Source organism: Kribbella sp. NPDC049227, from assembly GCF_043197265.1.
Taxonomy (GTDB): Bacteria; Actinomycetota; Actinomycetes; order Propionibacteriales; family Kribbellaceae; genus Kribbella.
On the sequence record NZ_JBICST010000012.1, the window covers coordinates 204,337 to 230,618 of the forward strand.

General features: G+C 69.1%; 26 protein-coding genes. 17 read left to right on the plus strand and 9 right to left on the minus strand.

The features are described from left to right. Nucleotides 1-5 precede the first annotated feature (5 nt). Both ACGFH6_RS43480 and ACGFH6_RS43485 read left to right on the plus strand, forming a co-directional pair. Nucleotides 6-410: a YciI family protein gene (locus tag ACGFH6_RS43480; RefSeq protein ID WP_393396997.1), complete on the plus strand. Its 405-nt coding sequence runs from the start codon at nucleotides 6-8 to the stop codon at nucleotides 408-410. Next, nucleotides 391-1,593, plus strand: a complete 1,203-nt coding sequence (locus ACGFH6_RS43485) for an RNA polymerase sigma factor (protein ID WP_393396999.1) — start codon at nucleotides 391-393, stop codon at nucleotides 1,591-1,593. The genes ACGFH6_RS43480 and ACGFH6_RS43485 overlap by 20 nt, the downstream gene beginning before the upstream one ends. Here the strand turns inward: ACGFH6_RS43485 and ACGFH6_RS43490 are convergent. The 5 genes from ACGFH6_RS43490 to ACGFH6_RS43510 all read right to left on the minus strand — a co-directional run bounded on the left by ACGFH6_RS43490 (nucleotide 1,586) and on the right by ACGFH6_RS43510 (nucleotide 5,541). Beyond that, nucleotides 1,586-2,230 (minus strand): DivIVA domain-containing protein, encoded by a 645-nt coding sequence (locus ACGFH6_RS43490; protein ID WP_393397001.1) that lies wholly within the window; start codon nucleotides 2,228-2,230, stop codon nucleotides 1,586-1,588. The genes ACGFH6_RS43485 and ACGFH6_RS43490 overlap by 8 nt on opposite strands. Beyond that, nucleotides 2,227-3,366: a globin domain-containing protein gene (locus ACGFH6_RS43495; RefSeq protein ID WP_393397003.1), complete on the minus strand. Its 1,140-nt coding sequence runs from the start codon at nucleotides 3,364-3,366 to the stop codon at nucleotides 2,227-2,229. The genes ACGFH6_RS43490 and ACGFH6_RS43495 overlap by 4 nt, the downstream gene beginning before the upstream one ends. A gap of 5 nt (nucleotides 3,367-3,371) precedes the next feature. Further along, nucleotides 3,372-3,761, minus strand: a complete 390-nt coding sequence (locus ACGFH6_RS43500) for a group 1 truncated hemoglobin (protein ID WP_393397005.1) — start codon at nucleotides 3,759-3,761, stop codon at nucleotides 3,372-3,374. A 189-nt stretch (nucleotides 3,762-3,950) separates the two neighbouring features. Continuing rightward, complete coding sequence (locus ACGFH6_RS43505; protein WP_393397007.1) at nucleotides 3,951-4,910, minus strand: asparaginase; 960 nt, start codon at nucleotides 4,908-4,910, stop codon at nucleotides 3,951-3,953. Between the two features lie 55 nt (nucleotides 4,911-4,965). Beyond that, nucleotides 4,966-5,541: a helix-turn-helix domain-containing protein gene (locus ACGFH6_RS43510; RefSeq protein ID WP_393397009.1), complete on the minus strand. Its 576-nt coding sequence runs from the start codon at nucleotides 5,539-5,541 to the stop codon at nucleotides 4,966-4,968. 76 nt (nucleotides 5,542-5,617) lie between these two features. On the opposite strand from ACGFH6_RS43510, the gene ACGFH6_RS43515 reads away from it, so the two are divergent. Genes ACGFH6_RS43515 through ACGFH6_RS43525 form a run of 3 tightly spaced genes read left to right on the plus strand, consistent with a single transcriptional unit; the run spans nucleotide 5,618 to nucleotide 8,330 of the window. After that, a complete protein-coding gene (locus ACGFH6_RS43515; protein WP_393397011.1) occupies nucleotides 5,618-6,562 on the plus strand; it encodes an NAD(P)/FAD-dependent oxidoreductase in 945 nt (314 codons plus the stop codon). Between the two features lie 26 nt (nucleotides 6,563-6,588). After that, a complete protein-coding gene (locus ACGFH6_RS43520) occupies nucleotides 6,589-7,095 on the plus strand; it encodes a sigma factor-like helix-turn-helix DNA-binding protein (RefSeq protein WP_393397013.1) in 507 nt (168 codons plus the stop codon). After that, complete coding sequence (locus ACGFH6_RS43525) at nucleotides 7,092-8,330, plus strand: hypothetical protein (protein ID WP_393397015.1); 1,239 nt, start codon at nucleotides 7,092-7,094, stop codon at nucleotides 8,328-8,330. The genes ACGFH6_RS43520 and ACGFH6_RS43525 overlap by 4 nt, the downstream gene beginning before the upstream one ends. Here ACGFH6_RS43525 and ACGFH6_RS43530 read toward each other — a convergent pair. Beyond that, the gene (locus ACGFH6_RS43530; RefSeq protein WP_393397017.1) at nucleotides 8,259-8,930 is read right to left on the minus strand and encodes a TetR/AcrR family transcriptional regulator; all 672 of its coding nucleotides are present in this window, start codon (nucleotides 8,928-8,930) and stop codon (nucleotides 8,259-8,261) included. The two genes, ACGFH6_RS43525 and ACGFH6_RS43530, sit on opposite strands and share 72 nt — an antisense overlap. Before the next feature lie 253 nt (nucleotides 8,931-9,183). Here ACGFH6_RS43530 and ACGFH6_RS43535 point away from each other — a divergent pair, with 253 nt between their 5' ends. The 4 genes from ACGFH6_RS43535 to ACGFH6_RS43550 are packed head-to-tail and all read left to right on the plus strand — an operon-like array spanning nucleotide 9,184 to nucleotide 14,172. Then, a complete protein-coding gene (locus ACGFH6_RS43535; protein ID WP_393397019.1) occupies nucleotides 9,184-10,536 on the plus strand; it encodes an ammonium transporter in 1,353 nt (450 codons plus the stop codon). Continuing rightward, complete coding sequence (locus tag ACGFH6_RS43540; RefSeq protein ID WP_393397021.1) at nucleotides 10,533-10,871, plus strand: P-II family nitrogen regulator; 339 nt, start codon at nucleotides 10,533-10,535, stop codon at nucleotides 10,869-10,871. Before ACGFH6_RS43535 ends, ACGFH6_RS43540 begins: the two co-directional genes overlap by 4 nt. Further along, complete coding sequence (locus ACGFH6_RS43545) at nucleotides 10,872-13,136, plus strand: [protein-PII] uridylyltransferase (RefSeq protein ID WP_393397023.1); 2,265 nt, start codon at nucleotides 10,872-10,874, stop codon at nucleotides 13,134-13,136. It abuts the gene before it with no gap. A gap of 10 nt (nucleotides 13,137-13,146) precedes the next feature. Beyond that, nucleotides 13,147-14,172: a DUF2332 domain-containing protein gene (locus ACGFH6_RS43550; RefSeq protein WP_393397025.1), complete on the plus strand. Its 1,026-nt coding sequence runs from the start codon at nucleotides 13,147-13,149 to the stop codon at nucleotides 14,170-14,172. On the opposite strand, the gene ACGFH6_RS43555 is transcribed toward ACGFH6_RS43550, so the two are convergent. Beyond that, nucleotides 14,161-15,045: an arginase family protein gene (locus tag ACGFH6_RS43555; RefSeq protein ID WP_393397027.1), complete on the minus strand. Its 885-nt coding sequence runs from the start codon at nucleotides 15,043-15,045 to the stop codon at nucleotides 14,161-14,163. The two genes, ACGFH6_RS43550 and ACGFH6_RS43555, sit on opposite strands and share 12 nt — an antisense overlap. 136 nt (nucleotides 15,046-15,181) lie before the next feature. Here ACGFH6_RS43555 and ffh point away from each other — a divergent pair, with 136 nt between their 5' ends. The 7 genes from ffh to ACGFH6_RS43590 all read left to right on the plus strand — a co-directional run bounded on the left by ffh (nucleotide 15,182) and on the right by ACGFH6_RS43590 (nucleotide 24,199). After that, on the plus strand, nucleotides 15,182-16,753 hold the full coding sequence (gene ffh, locus ACGFH6_RS43560; RefSeq protein ID WP_393397029.1) for a signal recognition particle protein: 1,572 nt from the start codon (nucleotides 15,182-15,184) through the stop codon (nucleotides 16,751-16,753). A gap of 163 nt (nucleotides 16,754-16,916) precedes the next feature. Then, nucleotides 16,917-18,245, plus strand: a complete 1,329-nt coding sequence (locus ACGFH6_RS43565; protein WP_393397031.1) for a lytic transglycosylase domain-containing protein — start codon at nucleotides 16,917-16,919, stop codon at nucleotides 18,243-18,245. A 225-nt stretch (nucleotides 18,246-18,470) separates the two neighbouring features. Then, nucleotides 18,471-19,613 (plus strand): lytic transglycosylase domain-containing protein, encoded by a 1,143-nt coding sequence (locus ACGFH6_RS43570; RefSeq protein WP_393397033.1) that lies wholly within the window; start codon nucleotides 18,471-18,473, stop codon nucleotides 19,611-19,613. 24 nt (nucleotides 19,614-19,637) lie between these two features. Then, nucleotides 19,638-20,726, plus strand: coding sequence for an amidohydrolase family protein (locus tag ACGFH6_RS43575; protein WP_393397035.1), 1,089 nt, complete (start codon nucleotides 19,638-19,640; stop codon nucleotides 20,724-20,726). 150 nt (nucleotides 20,727-20,876) lie between these two features. Then, nucleotides 20,877-22,247 (plus strand): N-acetylmuramoyl-L-alanine amidase, encoded by a 1,371-nt coding sequence (locus ACGFH6_RS43580; RefSeq protein ID WP_393397037.1) that lies wholly within the window; start codon nucleotides 20,877-20,879, stop codon nucleotides 22,245-22,247. 90 nt (nucleotides 22,248-22,337) lie between these two features. Continuing rightward, entirely contained in the window at nucleotides 22,338-23,570 is a 1,233-nt protein-coding gene (locus ACGFH6_RS43585) for a histidine kinase (protein WP_393397039.1), read from the plus strand. Beyond that, nucleotides 23,561-24,199: a response regulator transcription factor gene (locus ACGFH6_RS43590; protein WP_131355058.1), complete on the plus strand. Its 639-nt coding sequence runs from the start codon at nucleotides 23,561-23,563 to the stop codon at nucleotides 24,197-24,199. The genes ACGFH6_RS43585 and ACGFH6_RS43590 overlap by 10 nt, the downstream gene beginning before the upstream one ends. A 9-nt stretch (nucleotides 24,200-24,208) precedes the next feature. On the opposite strand, the gene ACGFH6_RS43595 is transcribed toward ACGFH6_RS43590, so the two are convergent. Next, the gene (locus ACGFH6_RS43595) at nucleotides 24,209-25,558 is read right to left on the minus strand and encodes an SPFH domain-containing protein (protein ID WP_393397042.1); all 1,350 of its coding nucleotides are present in this window, start codon (nucleotides 25,556-25,558) and stop codon (nucleotides 24,209-24,211) included. Between the two features lie 27 nt (nucleotides 25,559-25,585). Next, complete coding sequence (locus ACGFH6_RS43600) at nucleotides 25,586-25,780, minus strand: hypothetical protein (RefSeq protein ID WP_360452250.1); 195 nt, start codon at nucleotides 25,778-25,780, stop codon at nucleotides 25,586-25,588. 118 nt (nucleotides 25,781-25,898) lie between these two features. On the opposite strand from ACGFH6_RS43600, the gene ACGFH6_RS43605 reads away from it, so the two are divergent. Further along, nucleotides 25,899-26,282 (plus strand): hypothetical protein, encoded by a 384-nt coding sequence (locus ACGFH6_RS43605; protein ID WP_393397044.1) that lies wholly within the window; start codon nucleotides 25,899-25,901, stop codon nucleotides 26,280-26,282.

A 26,282-nucleotide genomic window follows, 5' to 3' on the forward strand; every position in this document is an offset into this window, starting at 1 on the left:
ACGAGATGACCAAGTTCCTGCTGCTGATGCACTACGACGGCGGCAACGTCGACACCCCGATGCTGGAGTGGGACGAGCCCGATATGAAGGCGCACCTGCAGTACCTGGCCGACCACCTGGAGCGGCTGCGGGAGAGCGGTGAACTGGTGGAGGCGCAGGCCCTGACCTGGCCCCAGCACGCCAAGGTCGTCCGGGCTGCCAGCGTGAGTGCGCCGGTGCTGACGGACGGTCCGTACGCCGAGTCCAAGGAGGTGCTGGCCGGTTACACGATGGTCGACGTGGAGTCGGAGGAACGCGCCCTGGAGATCGCGGCCGAGCAGTCCGCCGCGCCCGGCCCGGGCGGTGTCCCGGTCGAGCAGCCGATCGAGGTCCGCCGTCTGATGGAGTCGGATGCAGACCTCTACGAATGACCACCACCTCGAGGACCTGCTGCGCGAGCTGACGCCGCAGGTCGTCGGTGCGGTCGTCCGGTGGTCCGGCGACTTCGCGGCGGCGGAGGATGCCGTCCAGGAGGCACTGCTGGCCGCTGCGACGACCTGGCCGCGGGACGGTACGCCGGACAACCCGAAGGCGTGGCTGATCCAGGCGGCGTCGCGGCGGCTGATCGACGAGGTCCGGCAGGAGCAGGCCCGGCGACGCCGCGAGGAGCGTGCCGCGCTGCGCGACGTACCGCCGGAGGACGTCGAGGAGCAGGACGACACGCTGCGGCTGCTGTTCCTGTGCTGCCACCCGAAGCTGACAGCGGCGTCGGCCATCGCGCTGACGCTGCGGGCGGTCGGCGGCCTCACCACCGCCGAGATCGCGCACGCCTACTTGGTGCCTGAGGCAACGATGGCGCAGCGGATCAGCCGGGCGAAGCAGCGGCTCAAGGGCGTCGCCTTCGAGTTGGACACCGACGAGGAGCGACTCCGCAACGTGCTGCACGTGCTGTACCTGATGTTCAACGAGGGCTACACGAGCACCAGCGGTCCGGAGTTGCAGCGCAGCGATCTGTCGGCGGAAGCGATCCGTCTGACGCGGAGCGTGCACGCGCTACTGCCGGAGAACGGTCAGGTCACCGGACTGCTCGCGCTGATGCTTCTCAGCGACGCTCGCCGCCCCGCCCGCACCGGCGGCGCCGGAGAGCTCATCCCGCTCGCGGACCAGGACCGCACGCTCTGGAACAAGGACCACATCACCGAAGGTGTCGCACTGGCCGTGCAAGCCTTCGACACGCCACCGCTCGGGGAGTACCAACTCCAAGCCGCGATCGCAGCGCTGCACGACGAAGTGGACCGGGCGGAGGACACCGACTGGCCGCAGATTCTCGCGCTCTACGGACTGCTGGAGGACCTGACCGGCAATCCGATGGTGAAGCTCAACCGAGCCATCGCCGCCGCGATGGTGGACGGCCCTGACGCAGGTCTGAAGCTCCTCGAGCCACTCGACGAGGAACTACCCGGCCACTACCGGCTGGACGCCGTACGCGGGCATCTGTACGAGATGAAGGGTGACCACGAGACCGCCGCGCACCACTTCCGCGCGGCGGCCCTCGGTACGACCAGCCTTCCCGAACGCGACTACCTGACCAACAAGGCGGCCGCGCTCAGATAGGCCGACGGTGGCCGGCCACGGACGGAGTCTCCCGAACACCGCCTCCGTCCGGACCGGCGGACAGGTCGTTCCACCACAACACCTCAGCGTCCGGGGGAGTCGCCTCGTTCGGCACCTGCGGTAGGTGACCCAGCCGCTCGACCTGCTCCGCCAACGCGTCCAGGACAGACCGGAGTTGGACATGTGCGACCCGGGTGAACGTCCGCACGTACTCCAGGTCGGCGACCGGAGCATCGCTCGCCGGGAAGTGCTTCACAGCCGATTCCACCGAGTCGCGAGCCTGCTCCAGTGCATCCCGCTGCTGGGTGCGAGCCGTCTCCACCAGATCCTTCGCGTACTGCTCCGCCTCGCCCACCAGGTTGTCCGCGATCTGCTGCGCCTGGCTGAGCAGTCCGACCGCGTGGGCGGTGATGTGGGCGCGCTGGTCCGCGTCCGGCGAACTGCTGCGGAGCCGCTCGACCTCCGCCCGCAGCTCCGCCCGGTCCGCGTCGGCGTACTCGATCTGGTCCGCCAGGTCGCTCAGGTACGCCATGACTTCGTCCTGGTCCAGGCCCTTACGGCGGGTGCCGAAGGTCTTGTGCCGGATCGTGTACGGCGATTGAGCCGGTCGGCCGGCGAACGGATCTTGGCGCGTCACTGCTGACTCCCTGCCGAGGTCGTGATCCCCAAGGATTCGGTGTGGATGGCGGTGGTCGGCACACCGGCTTCGGTGAGATCGGCGACGGTGTGCCGGACCATGGCGGGCGATCCGCACACCAGGGCGGTGCGGTCCGTCCACGGCCCCCGGGCGGCGGCGACCGCGCCGACCTGCCCACGCTCCCCGGGGTACGACGAATCGTCGGAGACCACCGGGGTGTAGCTGAACCAGGGCCGCTGGGTGAGGCTGGTCAGCTGCTTGTGCTCGTACAGGTTCCACGGCATCCGGGCTCCGTGGAACAGGTGCACGCGCGGGACCTGGCTCGGCTGGGTCCGCCGGTCGAGCTGCTCGAGCATCGCCCGGAACGGCGCCAGTCCGGTGCCGCCGGCGATCATCACGAGATCCCGGCCGTCGTCTTCCGGGAGCTTGAGGGAGTCGCCGACCGGAGCGCCGATGCGGACCGGGTCACCGCGCTTGAGCGACCGGACGGCAGGCCCGCTCACCTGGCCGCCGGGGACCAGGCCGATGTGCAGCTCGAACGAACCGTCGCTGCGCGGTGCGTTGGCCGGGCTGTAGTAGCGCCACCGCCGCGGCCGGTAGGGGATCTCGACCGCGACCGACTGGCCGGGCCGGTACTCCAGCGGTCGTTCCGGGTGGATCTGCACGATGGTCACGTCCATCGTGCGCCGGTCCACGCCGAGGACCTCACCGGACCACCAGGCGGGGTAGTCCTCGGCCGACTCCTCGGCGGACTGGACCATCACGGTCGCGACCAGGCCGTACGCCTCGGCCCAGTCCGCGGCCAGCTCGGACGTCCAGGCAGCACCCAGGAAGTGCTGCAGCGTCGCGAGCAGGGACGCGCCGACCGCGGAGTAGTGCTCGGCGACGACCGAGAAGCGCCGGTGGTCGCGGCCGAGTTGTTGCAGGAACGGCACCACCTCGTCGATTTGTGCGGCGTTGCTGACCACGGCGCCGAGGGCGCCGACCAGCTTGTCGCGTTGGGCGGCCATCGAGACCGGGAACATCTCCCGGACCTCGGGATGGGAAAGGAACAGATGGGAGTAGAAGAACAACGGCACCTCGTCACCGGACTTGGCGACCAGTGCCCAGCTGTTCTTCAGCGCAGCCGGGTCCATCCGCGTCAGTGCGCCCCGACGATGTCGTCCTGGGTGGCACCCAGCGCTGTCACCACCCGGCCGATGATGTCGGCGGGCACGTCGTGCGCCTCCAGCGCGGCGACCAGGTGCACCACCACCTTGCCGAAGTCTTCACCGGTGATGCCGCGGCCCTTGTGCGCCTCGGCCAGCGCGAGACCGTCGTACGAGACCGGGCCGCCCATGACCTGCGAGACCAGTTGCACCTGGTGCCGTTTCAGCTTGGCCAGGTCGCTGTCGGCGAAATAGCCCGCCAGCTGCGGATCCGCAAGCACGTTGCGGTAGAAGAGATCCACGACCGACGCGATCGCCGGACCACCGCCGACCGCTTGGTAATCGCTGTCCCCCGCTGTGCTGCCCTGTGTCTGCTCGACCACGGCGCAACCATCTCCCAGTCCTCGAAATCGGTCCCCGAGCGGTGACGATCCGAGCACTGTCCGCCGTCCAGGTCAAGATCAGGAGACGGAATCGCCACGATTTGTCCGATGTTTGTGGCGATTGGTTGACGGCCCCGATTCGTGGGTAGAAGACCTATCCGAATTCCGGAACGTTGCCTAAGGCAATAATCAAACGTATTGCCCGAACGCCGCCGCGATGTCGTCATCTGTTGCCAAGAGCAACCGAAGCAGGACCCGGGCCTTGTACGCGTCCAGGAAGCCGCCGTCGATCAGGCCACGCTGTAGCAGATCCCACTCCGACCCGACCGACCGGTAGGTGTTCCGGACGATCGAGCCGGCGCCCGTCCGCGACGTCAGGACCACTGGTATCCTCGCGGCCAGCTCTCCGAGAACAGGAGCCAGGGCGGCCGGCACATGCCCGACGCCGAAGCCCGCCACCACGAGACCCTGGTGAGTGTCCGCCAGTCCCTGCAACAGCAGGCCGTCGTCGTCCATCGTGACGGTGTAGAGCGCCACCCGCGTCGCGTCGAGCTGAGCCGGCTCCGCACTTCCCTGTACGCCGTCAAGGCGCAGGGGGCGTGTGAGGACCCGGACGCGGTCCTCGACCACGTGTCCGATCGGGCCGGTGTTGGGTGACACGAAGGTCGCCGTACTGGTGCTGTGCGTCTTGCGGACCCAGCGGGCCGCGTGGATCTCCTCCTTGAACACGACCAGTGCGCCGAGGTCGCGGGCCGCGGGGGAGCAGGCGACGCGGAGAGCGGCCAGGAGGTTCGCCGGGCCGTCAGGGCCGGCCAGAGTGGGATTGCGCATCGCGCCGGTGAGTACGAACGGCTGCGGATGTGGCCAGACCTGGTCGACCAGGAAGGAGGTCTCCTCCAGTGTGTCCGTGCCTTGCGTGACCACGACCCCGGTGGCGCCGGCGGACACGGCCTTCGAGGCGGCGTCGACGACCTCGAGCATCTTCGCGGCGGTCAGGTTGGCGCTGGGCACTGCCTCGATGTCCTGGATCTCGACCGGCCGGCCGAGCTCCGACAATCCGGGCACCGCGGCGGCCAGGTCCTCGCCGGTCAGTCGGTGTTTGCCGGCCATCCCGATGGTGCCGCCCAGGGTGAACAACGCGATGCTCACTACCAGTTCCTCCTCAGTCACACGGATCGCCCGACAGACCGCCGCAGCCTACTGGCTACTTGGTGCGCGCCCGGACATGCATGCGTTCCCCCTGCGGCCCGTACAGGCACAGGACCTCCGTCGGGCCCGGACCGGGGTTGCCGAACCAGTGCGGCACCCTCGTGTCGAACTCCGCGACCTCACCCTCCTTCAGGATGAAGTCCTGGTCGCCGAGCACGAGCCGGACCCGTCCGGAGAGCACATAGATCCAGTCGTAACCCTCGTGCGTCTTCTGCTGCACGTCACTGCCGGGATAGCCCTCGGGCAGGATCTGCTTGAACGCCTGCAGACCGCCCGGTCGCCTGCTCAGCGGGATGTGCACCGTGCCGTGGCGTTTGATCGGCTTCGCGTAGATCCGCGGGTCACCGGTCGGTGGCGCGTCCACCAGTTCGTCCAGCTGGACCTGATGTGCCCGTGCCAGCGGCAGCAGGAGTTCGAGGGTCGGCCGGCGCTGCCCGGACTCCAGCCGGGACAGCGTGCTCACCGAGATCCCGGTCTCCTCGGACAGCTGCGACAGCGTCGTACCGCGCTCCGATCGCAGGCTGCGCAGCCGGGATCCGACCGCTTCGAGTACGTCGTCGTAGGACTCCATGTTGCCATTCTGGCAAACAAAGTTGTCGAAAACGAGAATCGTCACGCACGCTCGGGGCAACCGAGAGGAGCCGGAGATGAAGAAGTACGACGTGATCGTGATCGGCGGAGGCGCCGCCGGGCTGAGTGGAGCGCTGGCGTTGGTCCGATCGCGCCGGTCGGTCCTGGTGATCGACGACGGTACGCCGCGCAACGCGCCGGCGGAGCACGTGCACAACTACCTGACCCGGGACGGCGTCCCACCGGCCGAGCTGTACGCGATCGGCCGCGACGAGGTCATCGGGTACGGCGGTGAGGTCGCCACCGGCACCGTGACCACGGCCCGCCGCGACGGCGACTTCACGGTCGAGCTTGCGGACGGCACGACGTACCAGGGCCGGCGGCTGCTGGTGACGACCGGGCTGACGGACGTGCTGCCCGACGTACCCGGGCTGGCTGAGCGGTGGGGCAAGGACGTGCTGCACTGCCCGTACTGCCACGGCTGGGAGGTGCGCGACCAGGCGATCGGCGTACTGGCGACCGGTGTGATGGCGCTGCACCAGGTGCAGCTGTTCCGGCAGCTGAGTGACGACGTGACGCTGTTCCTGCACACCGGTCCGGAGCCGACCGACGACCAGTGGGAGGAGCTCGCGGCGCGCGGCATCTCAGTAGTGGAAGGGAAGGTCGAGCAGCTCGAGGTGGAGGACGGCAAGCTCACCGGCGTCCGGCTGGAGGGCGGCAAGGTCATCCCACGGCAGGCGCTGGCAGTTCAGAGCACCATGCGGGCGCGTGCGAGCTTCCTCGCCGACCTGGGGCTGGAGACCACCGAACTGGAGGCCAACGGGATCGTCCTGGGCACCGCCGTCCAGGTCGACGCGATGGGAGCCACCCAGGTGCCCGGCGTCTTCGCGGCCGGCAACGTGACCGACCCGAAGGCGCAGGTCATGCCCGCCGCGGCCGCCGGGCTGATGGCCGCGGGTGGTATCAACTTCGACCTGATCGGCGAAGAGATCCGGCTGGCAGTGGCCGCCCGCAGTAGTTGAGGAGTTGAATAGAGGCGGGAGGGTGGATGCACGAAACGGTCGACCCGGATTTCGCCTCGTATGTCGATGCGCGGCAGGGCAGATGGCTCCGAACGGCGTACCTGGTGTACGGCGATCCTGAGCGTGCCGAGGATGCGCTGCTGCACGCCTTCACCCGGCTGGCGCTGCGCTGGACCAGGGTCGACGATCCGGACGTCTTCGTTCAGCGGCTCCTCTACCAGCCTGCTCTGAACCGGTGGAGCCGGGTGAAGGCGTTCCCGGACGAGGACGACCCGGTGAAGCTGGCGCTGGCCGAGCTGACGCCCGCACAGCGCACTGTGTTCGTGCTGCTGCACCTGGAGGAGCTCACCGAGTTCGAGGTGGCCGACATGCTCAACATGTCCCACCAGACCGTGCACGGGCACGGCATGTCGGCCTTCAGCCGGTTCCGTACGGCGCTCGGTGAGGGCGACTGGCGTGACGGCCCCCGCGACAGCACCCATGACAGCACCCACGACAGGGCACGCGATATCGGTGGGGGCGACCAGCGATGAGGCGCGAGGACGTCCAGCCGATGCTCGCCAAGGCGTCGGACCGGCTGCCCGAACCGGATCTGGCCGACGCGGCCTGGGCCGCCGGCGTGGAGACCCGGCGCCGCCGGCGGCGCAGCATCCTCATCGGTCTGATCGCCGCTGTGCTGATTGCGGTGATCGCTGCGATCGGGGTTGGCCTCAGCGGTGACGACAACTCGCAGTTCACCCCACCGATCACACCGCCCAGCGACCCGAACGTCCGCGCCCCGGACGGACAGATCAACGGAATCGACTTCTGGGTCGCTCCGCCGTCCGGAAGCGAACGGTTCCTCGACCGGCTCGAGACACCCCTCGGCGACCGCCTCCAGCAACCTGACAACGTCGAGCCGCTGGCGGACCGGCCGCTGGACCGCATTGCCGCTGTGGTGCTCGAGGACCGCGGCGATCGCTACGTACCGCTCCTGCTGGGATCCGACTCCTCCTGGGCGCGAGCCGACGTGGAGTTGCTCCCGATCCGCACCGGTACGCCGTTGAGCTCCGGCGCGGTGTCGCCGGACGGACGGATCGCCGCCTTCCCGCAGCCGGGCGAGCTGGTCACCGTCGACGTCGCGACGGCAGAGGTGTTCCGCATCAAGATGCCGGCCCAGGACATCCGCAGCGTCTCCTGGCTACCGGATGCCCAGCGCGTTCTCGTCAGCGGTCCGGGCGTCGCGTACCGGGTGCTGGTGGGGGAGAGCAGCACCGGCGAGGAGCCGCTGGTGGCGATCGCGGGCGCCGCGGATCCGTCGTCGGTCACAGCGCCGTTCAGGCTGGACAAGGGTGCCGTGCTCCGGTACATGGTCGGAGGCCAGTGGATCGTCGACAGCGCTCTGCAGCTGCCGGTGCGCGCATGGGTCGGGCAGACCTTCTCGACGGACAGCACCGCCGCGCGGCTCTTCATCGCGGACGATCTGACCCCGGTGACAACCAACGCCTCACAGCCGCAGGTGGTGGCGGCCATCTCGACCCTGCGGGCAGAGCCCAGCCGCCTGCTGGTGCTGGGTGAGCCCACGGTGATGTCCTCGGTCCCGCCGATGGACCAGCCGTACGTGCGTGAGCCTGGCTGCTGCGCCGTACTGGGCTGGTACGACCACAACACCCCGCTGTTCGAGGTCCGAGGCTGGGTGCTCGCCTGGGACCTGACCTCAGGCGAGGTCCGGCGGGTGACCGAACTGGCCGTGGCCGGCCTGGCCGTTGGACCCGGGATTCGCCCCTGAACCGCTGTCCATGATGCAGCGCAGCGTGAACTCCACCAGCCGGTCGGCGTCCTCCGGCGCCGGCATCGGCTCGCCGGTCAGCGCGCGAATGACGAACACGCCGGCCAGCCACTGCACCATCAGCGCCACGTCCACCGTGCTCCGGATCGGCTCCCCGCGCTTGCGGGCCCGTTCCAGCGCGTTCCGGGTCAGCCCGATCCGGTGGTCCAGGAAGTCGCGGTAGATGCCCGCGGACCGCTCGTCGCGGTTCGCCTCCGTGACGGCCAGGCGGATCAGTGCCAGTCCGTTCTCGCTGTTCACGAACCTCAGTGCGTCGACGTACACCTGGCGCAGATCGCCGGCGATCGAGCCGGTGTCCGCGTCCGGTATCTGGATGTCGAACAGTTCGGCCATCGCGTCGTTGGCCAGCGATTCCTTGCTGGCCCAGCGCCGGTAGATGGTGGCTTTGCCGACGCCCGCCGCCTCGGCGACGTCGTCGACCGTCATTCCGTCGAATCCGCGCTCCAGCAGCAACTGCACGGCGTACCTGCGGATTCTCGGCTCCGCGTCCGGGTCTCGCGGCCTGCCGCGGCGCGGACTCACCCCGTGGTTGATCCCCATTTCGTATCCCCAGGTCGGACGGGCGCAGTGGCGCGGCTGCGTACCCGTGTGGTCCAGGCCAGAGTGCCACACCTTGGCCGATGTCACCTCGATGTCACCTGATCGCCCTCTTTGTCACATGTCTGAAACAAATCGACCGATCGGCTGAAACCGCGCCCCGACACGGTGTCCGTGTGGCTGTTGCGCGTGGGCTCCCCGGCGTTGTGGAGTTCCCCCGGCTGAGGGCGCCGGTCACCCCGCAACGATGGAAGGGATGACGTTGATGGAGATCAACGCCGGCGATACCGCCTGGGTCTTGGCAAGCGCCGCCCTGGTGATGCTGATGACACCGGGCCTGGCTTTCTTCTACGGCGGCATGGTGCGCATGAAGAGCGTGCTGAACATGATGATGATGAGCTTCATCACCATCGCCGTCGTCACCATCATGTGGGTGGTGGTCGGCTACTCGCTCACGTTCGCCGGCGACACCGGGCACGTGGTCGGTAACTTCTCCGAGGTCGGCCTGAAGGGCCTGATGTCGCCGGACGCGGTGAGCGGCTCGACGCCGACGCTCGCGTTCGTCGCGTTCCAGCTGATGTTCGCGATCATCACACCGGCGCTGATCTCGGGTGCCATCGCCGACCGGGCCACGTTCCGCGGCTGGATCGCGTTCGTCGTCGGCTGGACGCTGCTGGTGTACTTCCCGGTCGCGCACTCGGTCTGGTTCCTGGACGACGGCAACGGCGGCTGGATCGGCGACAAGCTGAAGGCGGTCGACTTCGCCGGTGGTACGGCGGTGCACGTGAACGCCGGTGCCGCCGCGCTCGCGCTGGCGATCGTGCTCGGCAAGCGGATCGGCTGGAAGAAGGACCCGATGCGGCCGCACAGCCTGCCGCTGGTCATCCTCGGCGGTGGCCTGCTGTGGTTCGGCTGGTTCGGCTTCAACGCCGGCTCCGCGCTGAGCGCCGGCACCACTGCCGCGGTCACCTTCGTGAACACCCAGGCCGCCACCGCCGCCGCAGTGATCGGCTGGCTGATCATCGAGCGGATCCGGCACGGCAAGGCCACCACGCTGGGCATGGCGTCCGGTGCGGTCGCCGGCCTGGTCGCGATCACCCCGTCCTGTGGCGCGGTCACCCCGGTCGGTGCGATCATCCTCGGCCTGCTGGCCGGCGCGGTCTGCTGCTTCGCGGTCTCGCTGAAGTACAAGTTCGGCTTCGACGACTCGCTCGACGTGGTCGGCGTCCACCTGGTCGGCGGTCTGTTCGGCTCGCTGGCGATCGGCTTCCTCGGTACGGCGGCGGCCCCGTCGGCCGTGAACGGCCTGTTCTACGGCGGCGGCGCCTCCCAGTTGGGTAAGCAGGCGCTGGCCAACCTGGTCGTCGGTGTGTACTCGTTCGCGGTCGCCTTCATCCTCGGCAAGGTGATCGACAAGACGATCGGCTTCCGGGTCACCGAGGACGACGAGGTCACCGGTGTCGACCAGGTCGAGCACGCCGAGACCGCGTACGACTTCCTCGGCGCGGCCGGTCTGCGCGGTGTCGCGTCGACCCGGCCGGCGACCGTCCCGGCCGAAACGGACAATGGGACCACCGAGACGTCCGAGAAGGAAGGTGCCAACGCATGAAGCTGATCACCGCGGTGGTCAAGCCGCACAAGCTGGAGGACGTCCGGGCCGCGCTGGAGACGTTCGGCGTCACCGGGATGACGGTGACCGAGGCGAGCGGCTACGGCCGGCAGAAGGGCCACACCGAGGTCTACCGCGGCGCCGAGTACGAGGTGGACCTGGTCCCGAAGGTCCGGCTCGAGGTCGTCGTCGAGGACGGCGACAGCCGCGACGTGGTGGACGTGATCGTGAAGGCGGCGCAGACCGGCAAGATCGGTGACGGCAAGGTCTGGGTCACTCCGGTCGAGACCATCGTCCGGGTCCGCACCGGCGAGCTGGATGGAGACGCCCTCTAGATGGTGAACCGAGCAGAACAGCGGCGCGCTCGTGCCGAGGAGGCCGACGCGCTGCTGTACCTGCTCCTCGCCAAGGCCTGTGACGCCCTCGGTGTGCCCACCGAGGGCGTCGCGCTGGTCGCGGTCGGCGGCTACGGCCGTGAGGAGCTGTCGCCGTACAGCGATCTCGACGTGATGCTCGTGCACGCCGAGGGGTATCCGCGCGTGGACGAGCTGGCGGCACAGATCTGGTATCCGCTGTGGGACTCGCGGACCAAGCTGGACCACAGTGTCCGGACCCTGGCGGAGGCCCGGCAGGCGGCAGCCGACGATGTCCGCGTCGCCCTGGGTCTGCTGGACGCACGACATGTCGCCGGGGACTCGCACCTCACACTGCAGCTGCGCTCGGTGCTGATGGCGGACTGGCGTCGTACGGCGCGGACGCGGCTGCCCGCGCTGGCGCAGGCGTGCCGGGACCGCGCCACGACCGTCGGTGAGCTGGCGCATCTCGCCGAGCCGGATCTGAAGGAGGCGTACGGCGGTCTGCGGGATGCCGTCGTACTGCGCTCATTGGTCGCTTCGTGGTTGGTCGACGTACCGCACCCGGTCGTGGAGCGGGCGCGGCTGGACCTGCTCGACATCCGGGACGAACTGCACAAGGTCGCTGGTCGTTCCACCGACCGGCTGGTGGCCGACGTCGCGGGAGAGGTCGCGGCCGGGCTGGGCCTGGACGGGCGGGACGAACTGTTGCGCCACGTCTACGCGACCGGCCGGACGCTGGCGCACGTGTGTGACGTGTCGTGGCGGCGGGTGGAGAGCCTGATGACTCGGCCGCCGCGGTCCAGGCGTCGGCAACGGACTGGCGGGCCGCTGCTGCTGGCGTTGGATGAGGGAGTCGGTCAGCACGAGGGTGAAGTCGTACTGATGCCGGATGCGCGGCCGGAGCGGGACGCAGTGCTTGGGCTGCGCGCTGCTGCTGTTGCCGCGGATCGTGAACTCGTCCTGTCGCCAGCAGTGTGTGGTCGGCTGGCCAGGAGCGCCATGGCGTTGCCCGAGCCGTGGCCGGGTGAGGCGCAGCGGTTGCTGTGCGCTCTGCTGGGTGCTGGCGGCGGACTGCTCGAGGTGTGGGAGGCGCTGGACCAGGCCGGCTACATTACGCGGATCCTGCCGGAGTGGGACACGGTCCGGTTCCGGCCACCGCAGTCCGCGGTCCACCGCTTCACCGTCGACCGGCATCTGCTGGAGACATGTGTCGAGGCATCCAAGATGGTGCGGGACGTCCGGCGTCCTGACCTCCTGCTGGTCTCCGCATTGCTGCATGACTTGGGCAAAGCGGCCGACGGGGACCACAGCGTCACTGGAGCTGTGATCGCCGGGACCGTTGCTCGCCGCATCGGATTCACCGAGGCAGACGCCGACACCATCGCGCTGCTGGTCCGGCAGCACCTCATGCTCGCGCAGGTCGCCACTCGCCGAGACCTGGACGACCCGATGACTGTCGACCTGGTCGCGGGCATCGTCCGCACCACCGAGACGCTGGACCTGCTGGAGGCCCTCACGTACGCCGACGCACGGGCTGCCGGTCCGGCGGCAGCGTCACCGTGGCGGATGCGGCTGGTCGGTGAATTGTGTCGCCGGGTGCGTGGCGAGCTGTCCGGGGGAGGCGAGGGCATGTGGACCGATGCTCCTCCGGTTCCCGTGCCCACACTGCATCAGGTGGTCGGCGTAGGGCGGCTGGGTGTGTCCGTGGCCGACCATCACGGTGACTTGCGCATCAACGTCGCCGTACCCGATCAAGTGGGCACGCTGTCGACCGTTGCCGCCGTGTTGGCGGTTGAGCGGCTTGCAGTGCGGTCCGCTGTCATCACCTCCGTCGAGGGCTTGGGTATCTCGCAATGGACCGTGGCCGGCTCGCTGCCCGATCCGATCCGGCTGCGTGACCGGCTTGCCGTGGCGCTGCGCGACAACACTGACCTGGTACGACGTTTGGCCGCGCGAGACTCGTCCGCGGTGAAGCACCGGCTCGACAGCCGGGTCGACCTCCTGCCCGGAGCCTCAGAGACCGCCACAGTGCTGCAGGTGCGAGCACATGACCGCCCAGGACTGCTGTACGACGTCACTGCGGCCATCGCGTTCACCGGAGCGGACATCCGGTCAGCCCACGTCAGCACACTGGGTGCGGAGTGTGTGGACGTCTTCTACCTCACCGATCCGCAGGGTGCTCCACTCGACGAGGAGGACGCTCGTACGACGGCAAAGACGGTCCTGGATCGCCTGACCTCTTAATCTCAGTGGTGTGCATGTCGTAGCGGCGTTCCAGCATCAAGCGGTTGCCTGTGAGGACCTCGGGTCCCCGATGTACGCCGAACTGCTTCGGCTGATCGTGGACGACTACGAGGTCGGAGGCGTGTCGACCGGCGTACTGGCCGGCTATGAGGATCGCCCGTTCGGTGACGCGATCGCTCTGCGGTTGCTGGCGGCGGTCCATGGGCTGGTGCTGGCCGGGGAGGTGCCGGAGCTCGCGGCGTTCTATCCGAGCGTTGGTGGGACTTGGGACCCGGTGCTGGGCTGGGAGGCGTTCGAGCAGGTCCTGCAGTCGCGGTCCGCTGAGCTGCGCGCGTTGCTGACGCAGCCACCGCAGACGAACGAAGTCGGTAGGGCCGCCGCTCTCTACGGCGGTCTACTGCAGTTGGTCGAGGCCGTGCCGTTGCCGGTCCGGTTGTTCGAGATCGGTGCGAGTGCTGGGCTCAACCTCCGTGCGGACCACTTCCGCTACACCGCGGACGGGACGTCGTACGGTCCGGCCGACAGTCCTGTGGTGTTCGAGGACGCCTGGTCCGGGCAGTCGGTGAAGCCGGTGGAGCTGCGGATCGCCGAGCGGGTCGGGAGCGACATCGCCCCGGTGAACCCACTGACCGCGGAGGGCGCACGCACGCTGACGTCGTACGTGTGGCCGGACATGTCGCAGCGGCTGGAGCGGTTGCGCGGTGCGGTGGAGATCGCGCGGCAGGTGCCGGCCGACGTACGGCGGGAGGACGCCGTCTCGTTCGTGCGCGGCCTCGAGTTGTCGGAGGGCCATGTGACCGTGGTGTGGCACTCGATCATGTGGCAGTACCTGAGCCGCGACGACCGGGCCGCAGTAGACGACCACCTCGCCGAACTCGGTGCCCAGGCCACCGAGTCGACCCCGCTGGCGCGCCTGCGCCTCGAACCACTGCCACGAGCTGTCCTGGTGGAGCTGCAGACCTGGCCCGATGGCGAACGGCGGACCCTCGGCCGAGCCGAACCCCACGGCCAAGGTCTCGTCTGGTCAGCTGAGTGACGCGACCAGTGTGTCGGTGAGCTCGGCTGCGTAGACCCCGTCGGGATCCAGATCAGGGTCGAAGATGCCGATGTCGATTCCCATGCAGGCCGGCGACGCCAACAGCGGGCGCAGGAGTTGTCTGAGCTGGGGGTGGTCGATGCCGCCCGGGTCTGGGCTGTCAACCGCCGGCATCACCTCGGCGTCGAGGATGTCCACATCCAGATGCACCCAGAACCCGTCGAGCTCCTCCCGCTCGAGATGCTCCAGTACGCCGTCCGCAGCCGACTCCGCCATGATCGTGAGCGCTGACCACACCGGTATCCCGGCCGCCTCGACGTCACCGACGTACTCGTCGTCCTCCCGAATGCCCAAGAGGGCAGCATCCGTGTCCTGGACGTACGGCGACAACCCTTCGAGATCAGTGAGGTCCGCCTGGCCGCGTCCCGTGACCAGTGCGAGTGCTTCACCGCCCGCTGCCCCGACGTACGGCGCGTTGTCGACGGTGCGGAAGTCGGAGTGGCCGTCGATGTAGACCACGCCGTACCGCCCGCGCCGCTTCAACGCCAAGGCCGGCCCGAGCAGGTTGCTGCACTCACCACCGAGCAGCACCACGAACCGCTGGTCGTCGAACAACTTCGTCAGCCGATCAGCCAGCCGCACCGTGTACGACGCCATCGCCTCGGCGTTGAACACGCCGTCGCCCGGCTTCCAACCCTCCCGGTCGTACCTCGGTGGGGTGACACAGCCGGCGTCGGAAGCGTTGATCCGCTGCAGCAATCCCTGGTCGCGCAACGCCCCGGCCAACTTGTAGCAGCCCGGCACCGCGCCCTTGACCGGTGGCCGCAACCCCAGGTTCGATGGTCCGTCCAGCACTACTCGCTGCTTGCCCATTCGAGCCCCCCTAACCGATCTGCGTCGCTTGACCGGTTAGAGCCTTGCGGCCTGACCCTCCGGTTGTCAACCGCGCCCGGTAGACTCGGGGAGTTGTCTGGGTGAGCTGGGTTTTCTGAAGAACGGACTGTTCCTGGTGTTCGACACGCTTTCCGATCGTCTGTCCACGGCGTTCAAGAATCTGCGCGGCAAGGGCAAGCTGACCGACGCCGACATCGACGCGACGACGCGGGAGATCCGGATCGCGCTGCTCGAGGCCGATGTCGCGCTGCCGGTGGTGAAGGAGTTCATCGCCGCGGTCCGGGAACGGGCCAGCGGCGCCGAGGTGCGCGGCGGGCTGAACCCGGCCCAGCAGGTGATCAAGATCGTCAACGAGGAACTGGTCAACATCCTCGGTGGCGAGACCCGCGAGCTGCGGATGGCCAAGCGGCCGCCGACCGTCATCATGCTCGCCGGTCTGCAAGGTGCTGGTAAGACCACCCTGGCCGGCAAGCTGGCCAAGTGGCTGAAGGAGTCGAAGCACCAGACGCCGATGCTGGTCGCGGCCGACCTCCAGCGCCCGAACGCGGTGACCCAGCTGCAGGTGGTCGGCGAGCGCGCCGGCGTGCCGGTGTTCGCTCCCGAGCCCGGCAACGGCGTCGGCGACCCGGTCGACGTGGCCCGCAAGGCGATGGACGAGGCGCGGACCAAGCAGCACAGCGTGGTCATCGTCGACACGGCCGGCCGGCTGGGTGTCGACGAGGTGCTGATGAAGCAGGCCGCCGACATCCGCGACGCGGTCACGCCGGACGAGATCCTGTTCGTGGTCGACGCGATGATCGGTCAGGACGCGGTCACCACCGCCCAGGCCTTCCTCGACGGAGTCGGCTTCGACGGTGTCGTGCTGTCCAAGCTCGACGGTGACGCCCGCGGTGGTGCCGCACTGTCGATCGCGCAGGTCACCGGCCGCCAGGTGATGTTCGCCTCCAACGGCGAGAAGCTCGAGGACTTCGACGTCTTCCACCCCGACCGGATGGCGTCGCGCATCCTCGGCATGGGCGACGTGATGAGCCTGATCGAGCAGGCGGAGAAGTCGTTCGACGCCGAGGAGGCCGCCAAGACGGCCGCCAAGCTGCAGAAGCGCGGCGGCAAGGACTTCACCCTGGACGACTTCCTCGCCCAGATGCAGTCGGTCCGCAAGATGGGCCCGCTGACCAAGATCTTCGGCATGCTGCCCGGGGCGAACCAGTTCAAGGACCAGCTGGAGAACTTCGACGAGCGCGAGATCGACCGGATCGAGGCGGTCATCCACTCGATGACACCGGCCGAGCGGACCGATCCCAACATCATCAACGGTTCCCGCCGGGCCCGGATCGCGAAGGGCTCCGGGACCGAGGTCGCCACCGTCAGCGGCCTGGTCGAGCGGTTCTTCGAGGCCCGCAAAATGATGGCCGCGATGGCGTCGGGCAAGGGGATGCCGGGGATGCCCGGTATGCCAGGGATGCCCGGCATGGGTGGTGGTGGCGCACGGAAGGCCAAGCAGCAGCAGAAGAAGGGCAAGAAGCGCGGCTCCGGCAACCCGGCCAAGCGGGCGAACCAGGGCAACTCCCAGCCGGCCCCGCCGGCTCCGGGGCAGTTGCCCGCCGCGTTCGGCGGTGGCGGCCAGGACGCCGGCGACTTCCAGCTTCCGGACGAACTGCGCAAGGTCCTCGGCGACGACAAGAAGTGACGCCGGCCGGTGAACGCTCGGTGACGGGGGAGTGGACGGCCGTTCGGCATTTGGTCACTGCATGAAGTGGCGCACCGTTACCGGTTGTCCACGACCCTGCGACGACTAAGATCGTGCCTACGCCCGGCAAGACTCAGCACTGCGGAAACGTCGAGGGACGCGGATGAGGCAGCAGTTCAAGAACCTGGATACGTGGCGGGGGAAGCTGACCGCCACCTGGGTCTGCCTGGCTCCTCCCACCGCAATGGTCGCCGTGTTCGTCGCCGGCGGCCTCACCTCGAACACGTTCATCGTGGACGCGCACGCGTTGGCCCAGCCGCGCCAGGACGCGCAGTTCGACGACCTGGCCGACAACGTCCCGACCCAGCCAGGTGCCGACGGCAGCCTCCCGACCCAGCAGAAGTCCCAGATCGCGGTGCCGGTGACCGGCGCCGTCGACGGCACGGTGCAGCCGATCCCGGGCATCTCCGGTGACGCCTCGGGCATTCCCGGCACGGTGCTGGCGGCGTACCAGAAGGCGGCCAACGATCTCGCGGTGGCGATGCCGGGTTGTCACATCACCTGGCCGCTGCTGGCCGGGATCGGCAAGGTCGAGTCCGCGCATGCCAGTGGTGGCAAGGTCGAGGCCAACGGGAACACGCGCGGCAAGATCCTCGGGCCGGTGCTCGACGGTGGCCCGGGGATGGCCGCGATCGCCGACACCGACCAGGGCGTGTACGACGGGAACTCGCAGTGGGACCGTGCGGTCGGCCCGATGCAGTTCATCCCGGGGACGTGGAAGGTCTTCGGTGCGGACGGCAACGGTGACGGGGTCAAGGACCCGCACAACGTCTTCGACGCGGCCCGGGCGGCCGGTGGCTACCTGTGCTCCGGCGGCGCGAACCTGGCCGACCCGCAGGGGCTCGTGCAGGCGGTGCTGCGCTACAACCACTCGATGGACTACGTGTCGACGGTGCTGCGGTGGATGCAGTCGTACAGCAAGGAGACGGTGACGATCCCGGACACGTCGGGCGTCATCGCCCCGCCGCTGGACGACAACGGGAACGTCGACCAGAGCAACGACCCGACCCGCGAGGGCGGCACCACGAGTCCCACCACGCCGACGCCGACCGCGCAGCCGTCCACGCCGACGCCGACCGCGAGCCGGACGACGAGCAAGCCGCCGTCGGGCAAGCCGACCACCCAGGTGCCGAACACGCCGCCGTCGTCGTCGACCAAGCCGCCGTCCACGCCGCCGACGACCACGACGAAGCCGCCGACGACGACCCCGCCGCCGACCACGACCCCGCCGACGACCACTCCGCCGACGACGCCGCCGACCTCGGATCCGCCGCCCACGACCTGTACGCCGACGCCCACCCCGACGGACTCGCCGACGACGACACCGACGGAGACCCCGAGCCCGACCCCCACGCCGTGCGACACCAACGCGCCCGGGTCGGACGAGAGCACGGCCGCGACTCCGGGCGAGGCGCCCAAGCCGGGTAACTGAGCAACGACCCGGGGCACTGGATGCCGTCGGCAACGTAGTCCTGCGCATTACCTGGGCGCCTGTTTTCGGCCGTGTTGGCGGGTCAGGTAACTTTGCGTCGTCTTGATGTAACTTTCTGGCGTATGGATCGTTGAGGGGATCATGCGCCTAACCCGTAGTGGTAACCGTCGGGTCAAAATCATCATCGCTTCACTGTGCACAGCCCCGCTCCTGGTCGGGGCCATCGTGACAGTCGCCTCGGGCGGAGCCGGTGCCTCCGGTCAGCTCGCGGCGGACAGCCCGGTCGCCCCATCGCCTGGGGCCGGGCTCAACAGCGGTGAGTTCGACGAACTGACGATGGTCGTGCCGCAGCGTCCCGGAGTGGACGGCCGGCTCGGATCCGACAAACCCGCCCGTGCCGACGTCCCCGTGCAGGGGGCGACCGACGGCCGTTCGGTGGTCCGCCCGGGCCGCCCGGACGCGGTCAACGGCATTCCGCGCGGGGTGTTCCCCGCCTACCGCCGCGCCACCGCGAATCTTGCCGTGGTCCGGCCGAACTGTGGGCTCACCTGGCCGTTGCTGGCCGGGATCGGCAAGGTCGAGTCCGACCATGCCAGCGGCGGCCGGGTCGACGTGGCCGGCACCACCCGGGGCAAGATCCTCGGCCCGGTGCTGAACGGCCGTGCCGGCAACGGCCGGGTCACCGACTCCGACAAGGGCCGGTTCGACGGCGATCTGACCTGGGACCGTGCGGTCGGGCCGATGCAGATCATTCCCCAGGTGTGGGACGAGTTCGGCGCCGACGGCAACGGTGACGGCTTCCGCAACCCGAACAACGTGTACGACGCGGTCACCACGGTCGCGGTCTACCTGTGCTCCGAGGGCGACGACCTGAAGGCACCCCGCGACCTGGTCGCCTCCCTGCTGCGGTACCAGCACTCCAAGGACTTCGTCTCCACCGTGCTGCGGTGGATGCGGGTGTACAGCAAGAACGCCGTACTGATCCCGAACGAGAAGGGCGGCCTGTCGACCGCGAAGTCCACCGGGAACGCGGAGCGAAAGGTCGACCCGCGCCAGGTCCCGGACGTGCCGGACGACAAGACGACCTCGCCGACGCAGCACCCGTCGACACCGGTCGGCGAGCCGACGTTGCCGGATCCGATCGAGACGCCGACGCACAAGCCGACCCGGCCGACCCAGTCGCCGACGAAGACTCCCACCAAGACGCCGACGAAGACGCCGACCAAGACGCCTACGCCGACGGACACCCCGACCCAGACACCGACCGAGACCCCGTCGCAGACGCCGACGGACACGCCGAGCGGGACGCCCTGCACGGCTGAGCCGACCACGCCGAGCTGCACTCCGGGCGGCGGCTCGCACGGCTGAGGCCGGCCCGGATACGGTCGGCGTATGACCGACTCCGGCGTCCTCAGAATCGTCGGCACGGTGCTGCCGGCCGGCGAACAGCAAGAGCTCCATCTCAGCGGTGGGCTGGTCGTCGACCGGCCCACCGCTGCCGATGTCACCACCGTGCACACCGGTGGCTGGATCGTGCCCGGTCTGGTCGACGCCCACTGCCACATCGGCCTGGACCAGCGCGGTGCGGTCGACAAGGAGACGCAGGAGGAGCAGGCGATCGCCGACCGCGCGGCCGGTGCGCTGCTGGTCCGCGACGCCGGTTCGGCCGCGGACACCCGCTGGATCGACGAGCGCGAGGACCTGCCGAAGATCATCCGGGCCGGCCGGCACATCGCCCGCTCGAAGCGGTACATCCGCAACTACGGCTGGGAGATCGAGCCGGACGAACTGGTCGCGTACGTCGAGCAGGAGGCCCGCCGTGCCGACGGTTGGGTGAAGCTCGTCGGCGACTGGATCGACCGGGATGCCGGTGACCTCACCGCCTGCTGGCCGGCTGAGGCGCTCGACGCGGCGATCGCCCGCGCCCACGAGCTCGGCGCGCGCGTCACCGCGCACGTGTTCGGCGAGCACGCCCTGCCCGATCTGCTTGCCGCCGGCATCGACTGCATCGAGCACGGCACCGGCGTACTGCCGGACATGCTCGACCAGATGGCCGCGCACGGTGTCGCCGTGGTGCCGACGCTCATCCAGCTGGAGAACTTCCCGGAGTACGCCGATCAGGCCGCCGCGAAGTTCCCCCTGTACTCGGCCCACATGCGCGACCTCTACGACCGTCGCGTCGAGCGACTCCGGGACGCGTTCGAGGCCGGCGTACCCGTGTATGCCGGGACCGACGCGGGCGGGGTCCTCGGGCACGGCCTGGTGGCGCAGGAGATCCAGGCGCTGACCGGGATCGGGATGTCGGGGGAGCAGGCACTGGCCGCCGGCTCGTGGGCGGCCCGCGAGTGGTTGGGTGCCCCGAGCACCTTTCGTCCGGGCGATCCGGCCGACCTGGTGGTGTACGACGAGGACCCGCGGGCGAACCCGGCGGTGCTCACCCATCCTCGGCTGATCGTCCTGCGCGGCCGAGTGGTGAGCTGATCGGGTGGCATGATCGCGTGATCGGCCGAATTCACGCCGTGACGGGAAAATGTTCACCTGAACCCTGGTCTCGGCGGAAGATATTGGCCTAGCGTGAGCCCGGGACCGCCGACGCCCCTCGGCGGACCGACCAAGGGAAGGAACCGCCCGATGGGGAAAACCGCCCGAGTACCCAGACACGTCTCCACAACGCTCCTGGCCGTCGCGGCCGCCGGCGCACTCGCACTCGGCGCACTGCCGAGCAACGCGGCCGAACCGACGCAACCCTCCGGCTCCGCGGGCCTCTCGTCCGCGTTCGACACCGCCGCCGCGAAGTACGACGTACCGCGTGAACTGCTCGTCGGCGTCGGGTACGCCGAATCGCACCTGGACGGCCACGACAGCCAACCCAGCCAGGCCAACGGCTACGGCGTGATGCACCTGGTCAGCAACGACAAGAACCGGACGATGTCCGAGGCAACCAAGCTCACCGGCCTGCCGGTCGCGCAGTTGTCCAAGGACAACGCGTCGAACATCCTCGGCGCCGCCGCAGTCCTGGACTCGTACGCCGACCAGGCCGGTCTGACCGATCGGTCCAACCTCGGCAAGTGGTACGGCGTGGTCGCGAAGTACTCGCACTCCGCCGACGGGCCGACCGCCCGGCTGTACACCGACGAGGTCTACCGGATCATCGGCGCGGGTGTCCGCGCCGCGGGGGTGACCACCGAGCCGAAGAAGGTGACGCCGGTCCTCGGCGCCTACGCCAAGGTCGCCCCGCTCGGCACCCGCACACCGACCTCGGTCGCGGCGGTCGACTACCCGGGCGCGATCTGGAACGCGGCCAGCACCAGCAACTACAGGGTCGGCCGGAACGCCGCGATCTCCACCATCGTCATCCACGTGACGCAAGGGTCGTACGCGGGCACGATCAGCTGGTTCAAGAACCCGTCCGCGCAGGTCAGCTCGCACTACGTGATCCGGTCGAGCGACGGCCAGGTCACCCAGATGGTGGCCGAGAAGGACACCGCCTGGCACGTGGGCTCCGAGAACGGCTACACGATCGGCATCGAGCACGAGGGCTTCGTCGATCAGCCCTCCTGGTTCACCGACGCGATGTACCGCTCGTCGGCCGCGCTGACCCGCAACATCGCGGACCGCCGGGGGATCCCGAAGGACCGGGCCCACATCAAGGGCCACGTCGAGATGCCGAACCAGACCCACACCGACCCGGGTCCGAACTGGAACTGGGACTACTACATGGAGCTGGTGAACGGCGGGAACCCGAACCCGCCGGAGTACAACTTCACCACCTACGGCAGCGGCGTCCGGGTCCGCTCGGCCCCGAGCCTCACCGCCTCGATCATCACCGAGCTGCCCGGCCCGACCCAGGTGTTCGTCACGTGCCAGGTGCAAGGCGACCCGGTGACGGCCGAGGGCACCACCAACGACTGGTGGGCCAAACTCCGCGACCAGGGCGGCTACATGAGCAACATCTACATCCAGGACCCGAACCCGAAGCTCCCCGGCGTACCAGAGTGCTAGAGGCCGAAGAGTACAGCCTGCTGTAGGGACTCCGTCGTTCGTCGTCCTGGAGGATCGAGGGGTGACGAACGACGGAGGAGGCATGCTGGCATGGTGAAGAGGCTTCTGGCACGGGGAATCCGTGGCTGCGGGTACCTGGCGGTCCGGTATGTGCGGGCGCTCCTGTTGTTGCTGGCGTTGCCGAACGGCCTGCTGCTCGGCTGGCTGATCCCGCCGTTCACGGGCGGCCTGGTGCGACTGGCCAACAGCGAGCGGGAGCGGGCGGCGAAGTACCTCGGTCTGCCGCCCGGCGTTCCACTGCCACCCGCTGCGCCGCGCCGGCCGGGTGACGTGGTCGCCCTGGTGCGGGACGCCTCCTTCAAGCGCAGCCTCCGGCTCCTGCTGATGCCACTCGTCATGATCCCGGAACTGGTCGTGACGGTCATCGGTCTGGTCGGCGCACCGGCGGGACTCGCCGGCATGCTGCTGTGGAAGCTCTCGCCAGGAAACTTCTCGCTCAACGGTGTCAATGTGGACAGCTGGGCCGAGGCTCTCACCAACGGGCCGGCGCAGATAGTGGGCAGTCTGGCCGTCCTGGCATGGGTTGTGCCCGCTGTGGCCCATGCACACGCCAGCGCGGTCCGCAGCTTGCTGGCGCCTAGTGATTCCCAGTTGGAGACGGCCAGGTTGGAGCAGCGGGTGGAGGAGCTGACCAAGAGCCGGGCTGGCGCGGTGGACTCGCACGGTGCCGAGCTGCGCCGGATCGAGCGGGACCTGCATGACGGCACCCAGGCGCAGTTGGTGTCGCTGGCGATGCGGATCGGGATCGCCAAGCAGACCATGGTGGACGACCCGGAGAAGGCTGCGAAGCTGCTCGACGATGCCCGCGACGGGGCGGAGCAGGCCATGCACGAGCTGCGCGGCGTACTGCGGACCATGTACCCGCCGATCCTCGCCGACCGCGGTCTGGCCGGTGCAGTCTCCGCACTGTGCGCCCGCTGCCCGTTACCGGTCGACCTCCGGCTGGGTGAGCTCGGGCAAGTGCCCGCACCGGTCGAGGCGGCGGCGTACTTCGTCGTCGCCGAGTCGCTCACCAACGTCACCAAGCACTCTGCCGCTGGACACGTCGACGTACTGATGGAACGGCGGGATGCGGAGCTGTACCTGGTGATCACCGATGACGGGATCGGGGGAGCGCGGATCAACGACCAGGCCGACCTGCTCGGCCGGGGAAGTGGTCTGCATGGCATCCTCCACCGGGTGCAGGCGATCGATGGTCAGCTGGAGTTGCAGAGCCCTATCGGTGGGCCGACCACCGTCGAGGTGATCCTCCCGTGCGGGTGATGATCCTCGAGGACAACCCGATCCTTGCCGAGGGCCTCGGTTTGCTGCTGGGCAACTCCGGCTTCGAGGTGGCCGCGGTCGCCGCCGATGCGGACGGGTTCGCGAAGGCGATCGCCGAGCACGAGGTGGACATCGCGGTGGTCGACGTACGGCTGCCGCCCACCTTCACCGACGAGGGTCTGCGGGCCGCGATCGAGGCCCGCCGGGTGCGGCCCGGCCTGCCCGTCCTGGTGTTCTCGCAGTACGTCGAGGAGGTCTATGCGGCCGAACTGCTCGCCGCCGGGAGCGAGGGCGTCGGGTACCTGCTCAAGGACCGCGTCTCCCGGGTCGACGAGTTCCTCGAAGCGGTACGCCGGGTCGCCGCCGGAGGAACCGTGCTGGACCCCGAGGTGGTGAGCCAGTTGATGGTGAAGCGGAGCAGTCCGCTGGACCGGCTCACCCCTCGGGAACGCGAGGTACTCGCACTGATGGCGCAAGGACTCGGCAACACGGCGATCGCCGACCGCCTGGTCGTCACCGAAGGCGCCGTCCACAAACACGTCGGCAACGTCTTCCTCAAGCTCGACCTGCCGCCAACGGATGCCGGCCACCGCCGCGTCCTCGCAGTCCTCGCCTACCTCGGTCTCTGACCCGGCCGATCAGGCCGGCTGATCGGGGACCGACTCGAGCGCCGGCTTGTGGTCCTGCGAAGTGCTGAGGGAGTCGATCAGCTGCTTGGCCAGGGCGAAGCCGGAGCCGCCCATCGTGATCGTCTTGACCAGGGTGTCCTCAATGCCCTGGGCACCGTTCAGCACGACCATGTTGCCGACCTTCTCGAACGAGCCCGCCGCCGCGGCGACGATCTCCGGGTAGGCCTCGGCCAGCTGCTGCGCGACGACCGCGTCGGTGTTGGTGGCCAGCGCCTCGGCCCGGGCCTTGATACCGGCCGCCTCGGCCATCGCCTTCGCCTGCACCGCGGCGGCCTCGGCCTTACCGGTCAGCTCGGTCGCCTTCGCCTCGGCCTCACCGCGGAGCTGGACCTCGCGGGCGTTCGCCTCCGCGGCAGCGATCTGGGCGTCACGCGCGGCCTGGGCCAGTGTGCGCTGCCGGTACGCCTCGGCGTCGGCCGGCTTCAGCACCGACGACTCCAGTTGCTTCTCGGCCAGCGAGGCGTTCAGCTTCGCGGTCTCCGTCTCGGCGACGACGACCTCCTGCCGGGCCAGCGCCTCGGCCAGCGGACCGGATTGCGACGCCTTGGAGTTCGCCTGGTCGACCTCGGCCTGGTAACCGGCCTGGGCGATCGAGCTCTCCCGCACCGCCGCGGCCTTCTTCGCCGCCGCGGCCTGCTCGCGCTCGGTCGCCTCCCGGTCCCGCTCGGCCTGCGCGATCCGGGCCGCGGCCTCGACCGCGGCGGCCTGCGGGCGGCCGAGGTTCTTGATGTAGCCCGACTCGTCGTCGATCTCCTGGATCTGCAGCGAGTCGACCACCAGGCCGAGCTTCTCCATGTCGCCGGCCAGCGAGCCGCGGATGTTCGTGGTCAGCGTCTCCCGGTCGTGCAGCATCTCCTCGACCGTCGTCGAGCCGACGATCGCACGCAGGTGGCCCGCGAACAGCTCGTGGATCGTGCTCATCACCTGCTCGTCGCTCTGCTCCAGGAACCGCCGGGCCGCGTTCGCGATCGAGCCGTAGTCGTCACCGACCTTGTACGCCGTCACACCCTTGATGTGCAGCGGAATGCCCTGGCTGGACACGCAGGTGACGGTCAGCGGCGTCGCGCGGATGTCCAGCGGCAACCGCCGTACGGTCTGGAATCCCGGCAGTACCGCGGTGCCGCGGCCGACGACGATCTTGAAGCCGAGGGTCTCGTTGACCTGCTCCTGGCTCGAGTGCGCGCCGAGACCGGAGATGATCAGCGCCTCGTTCGGCTCCGCCACCCGCCAGACCATCCGGAACACGATCAGAAGGACGACCACCGCCACCGCGGCGATGATCACGTACGTCCAGAGCATTTCCCCTCCAGGGAACGGAACGATGAATCAGATGGCGCGAGCGACGTAGACAGTGCGCGGTGGGTCGTAGTCGACCACCACCACCTGGGTGCCCACCTCGATCACCTCGTCGGTCGCGGGGTAAGCGTAGAAGGCCTCGGTGGCACCCCGGACCGGCAGCATCACCTCGCCGACGATCCCAGGTGCGATCCGCCCGATCACGCGCCCCCGTTTGCCTACCATGACGCCCCTCCGACGTACCGCGGCTGCTCTGGGTTCCGCAGCTTAACGCCTTGTGGCACGGACGCCCGCAGGCGCATGGTGGAGGCATCGACGCGCGGCCTGGGGGCGGGGAGGGGTCATGGGCGCGGAGGTACGGCTGGGGGTCGTCGAAGAGGGGTCGGACGACGCACGGCTCGAGGAACTGGCGTTGCTGCTCCGGCAGGAGTTGCTGACGCTCGACGTACGGTCGGTCGAGCCGTACCACGAAGGCGAAGCACCGGAGGGATCGCGGAGTGCTCTCGCCGCGATCGCCGGCATGCTGAGCGTCTCGGTGGCGCCAGGGGTGCAGGCGGTCGGTGCGATCGTGGCGGTGGTCCGCGGCTGGCTGCGCCGGTCCGGCAACGAGCGGACGGTGAAGCTCACGATCGACGGAGACGTGATCGAGCTGACCGGCGCCAGCGACCAGGCCCAGCAGCAACTGGTGGATGCGTTCGTCCGAAGGCACTCCATGGCGGACGGGTGA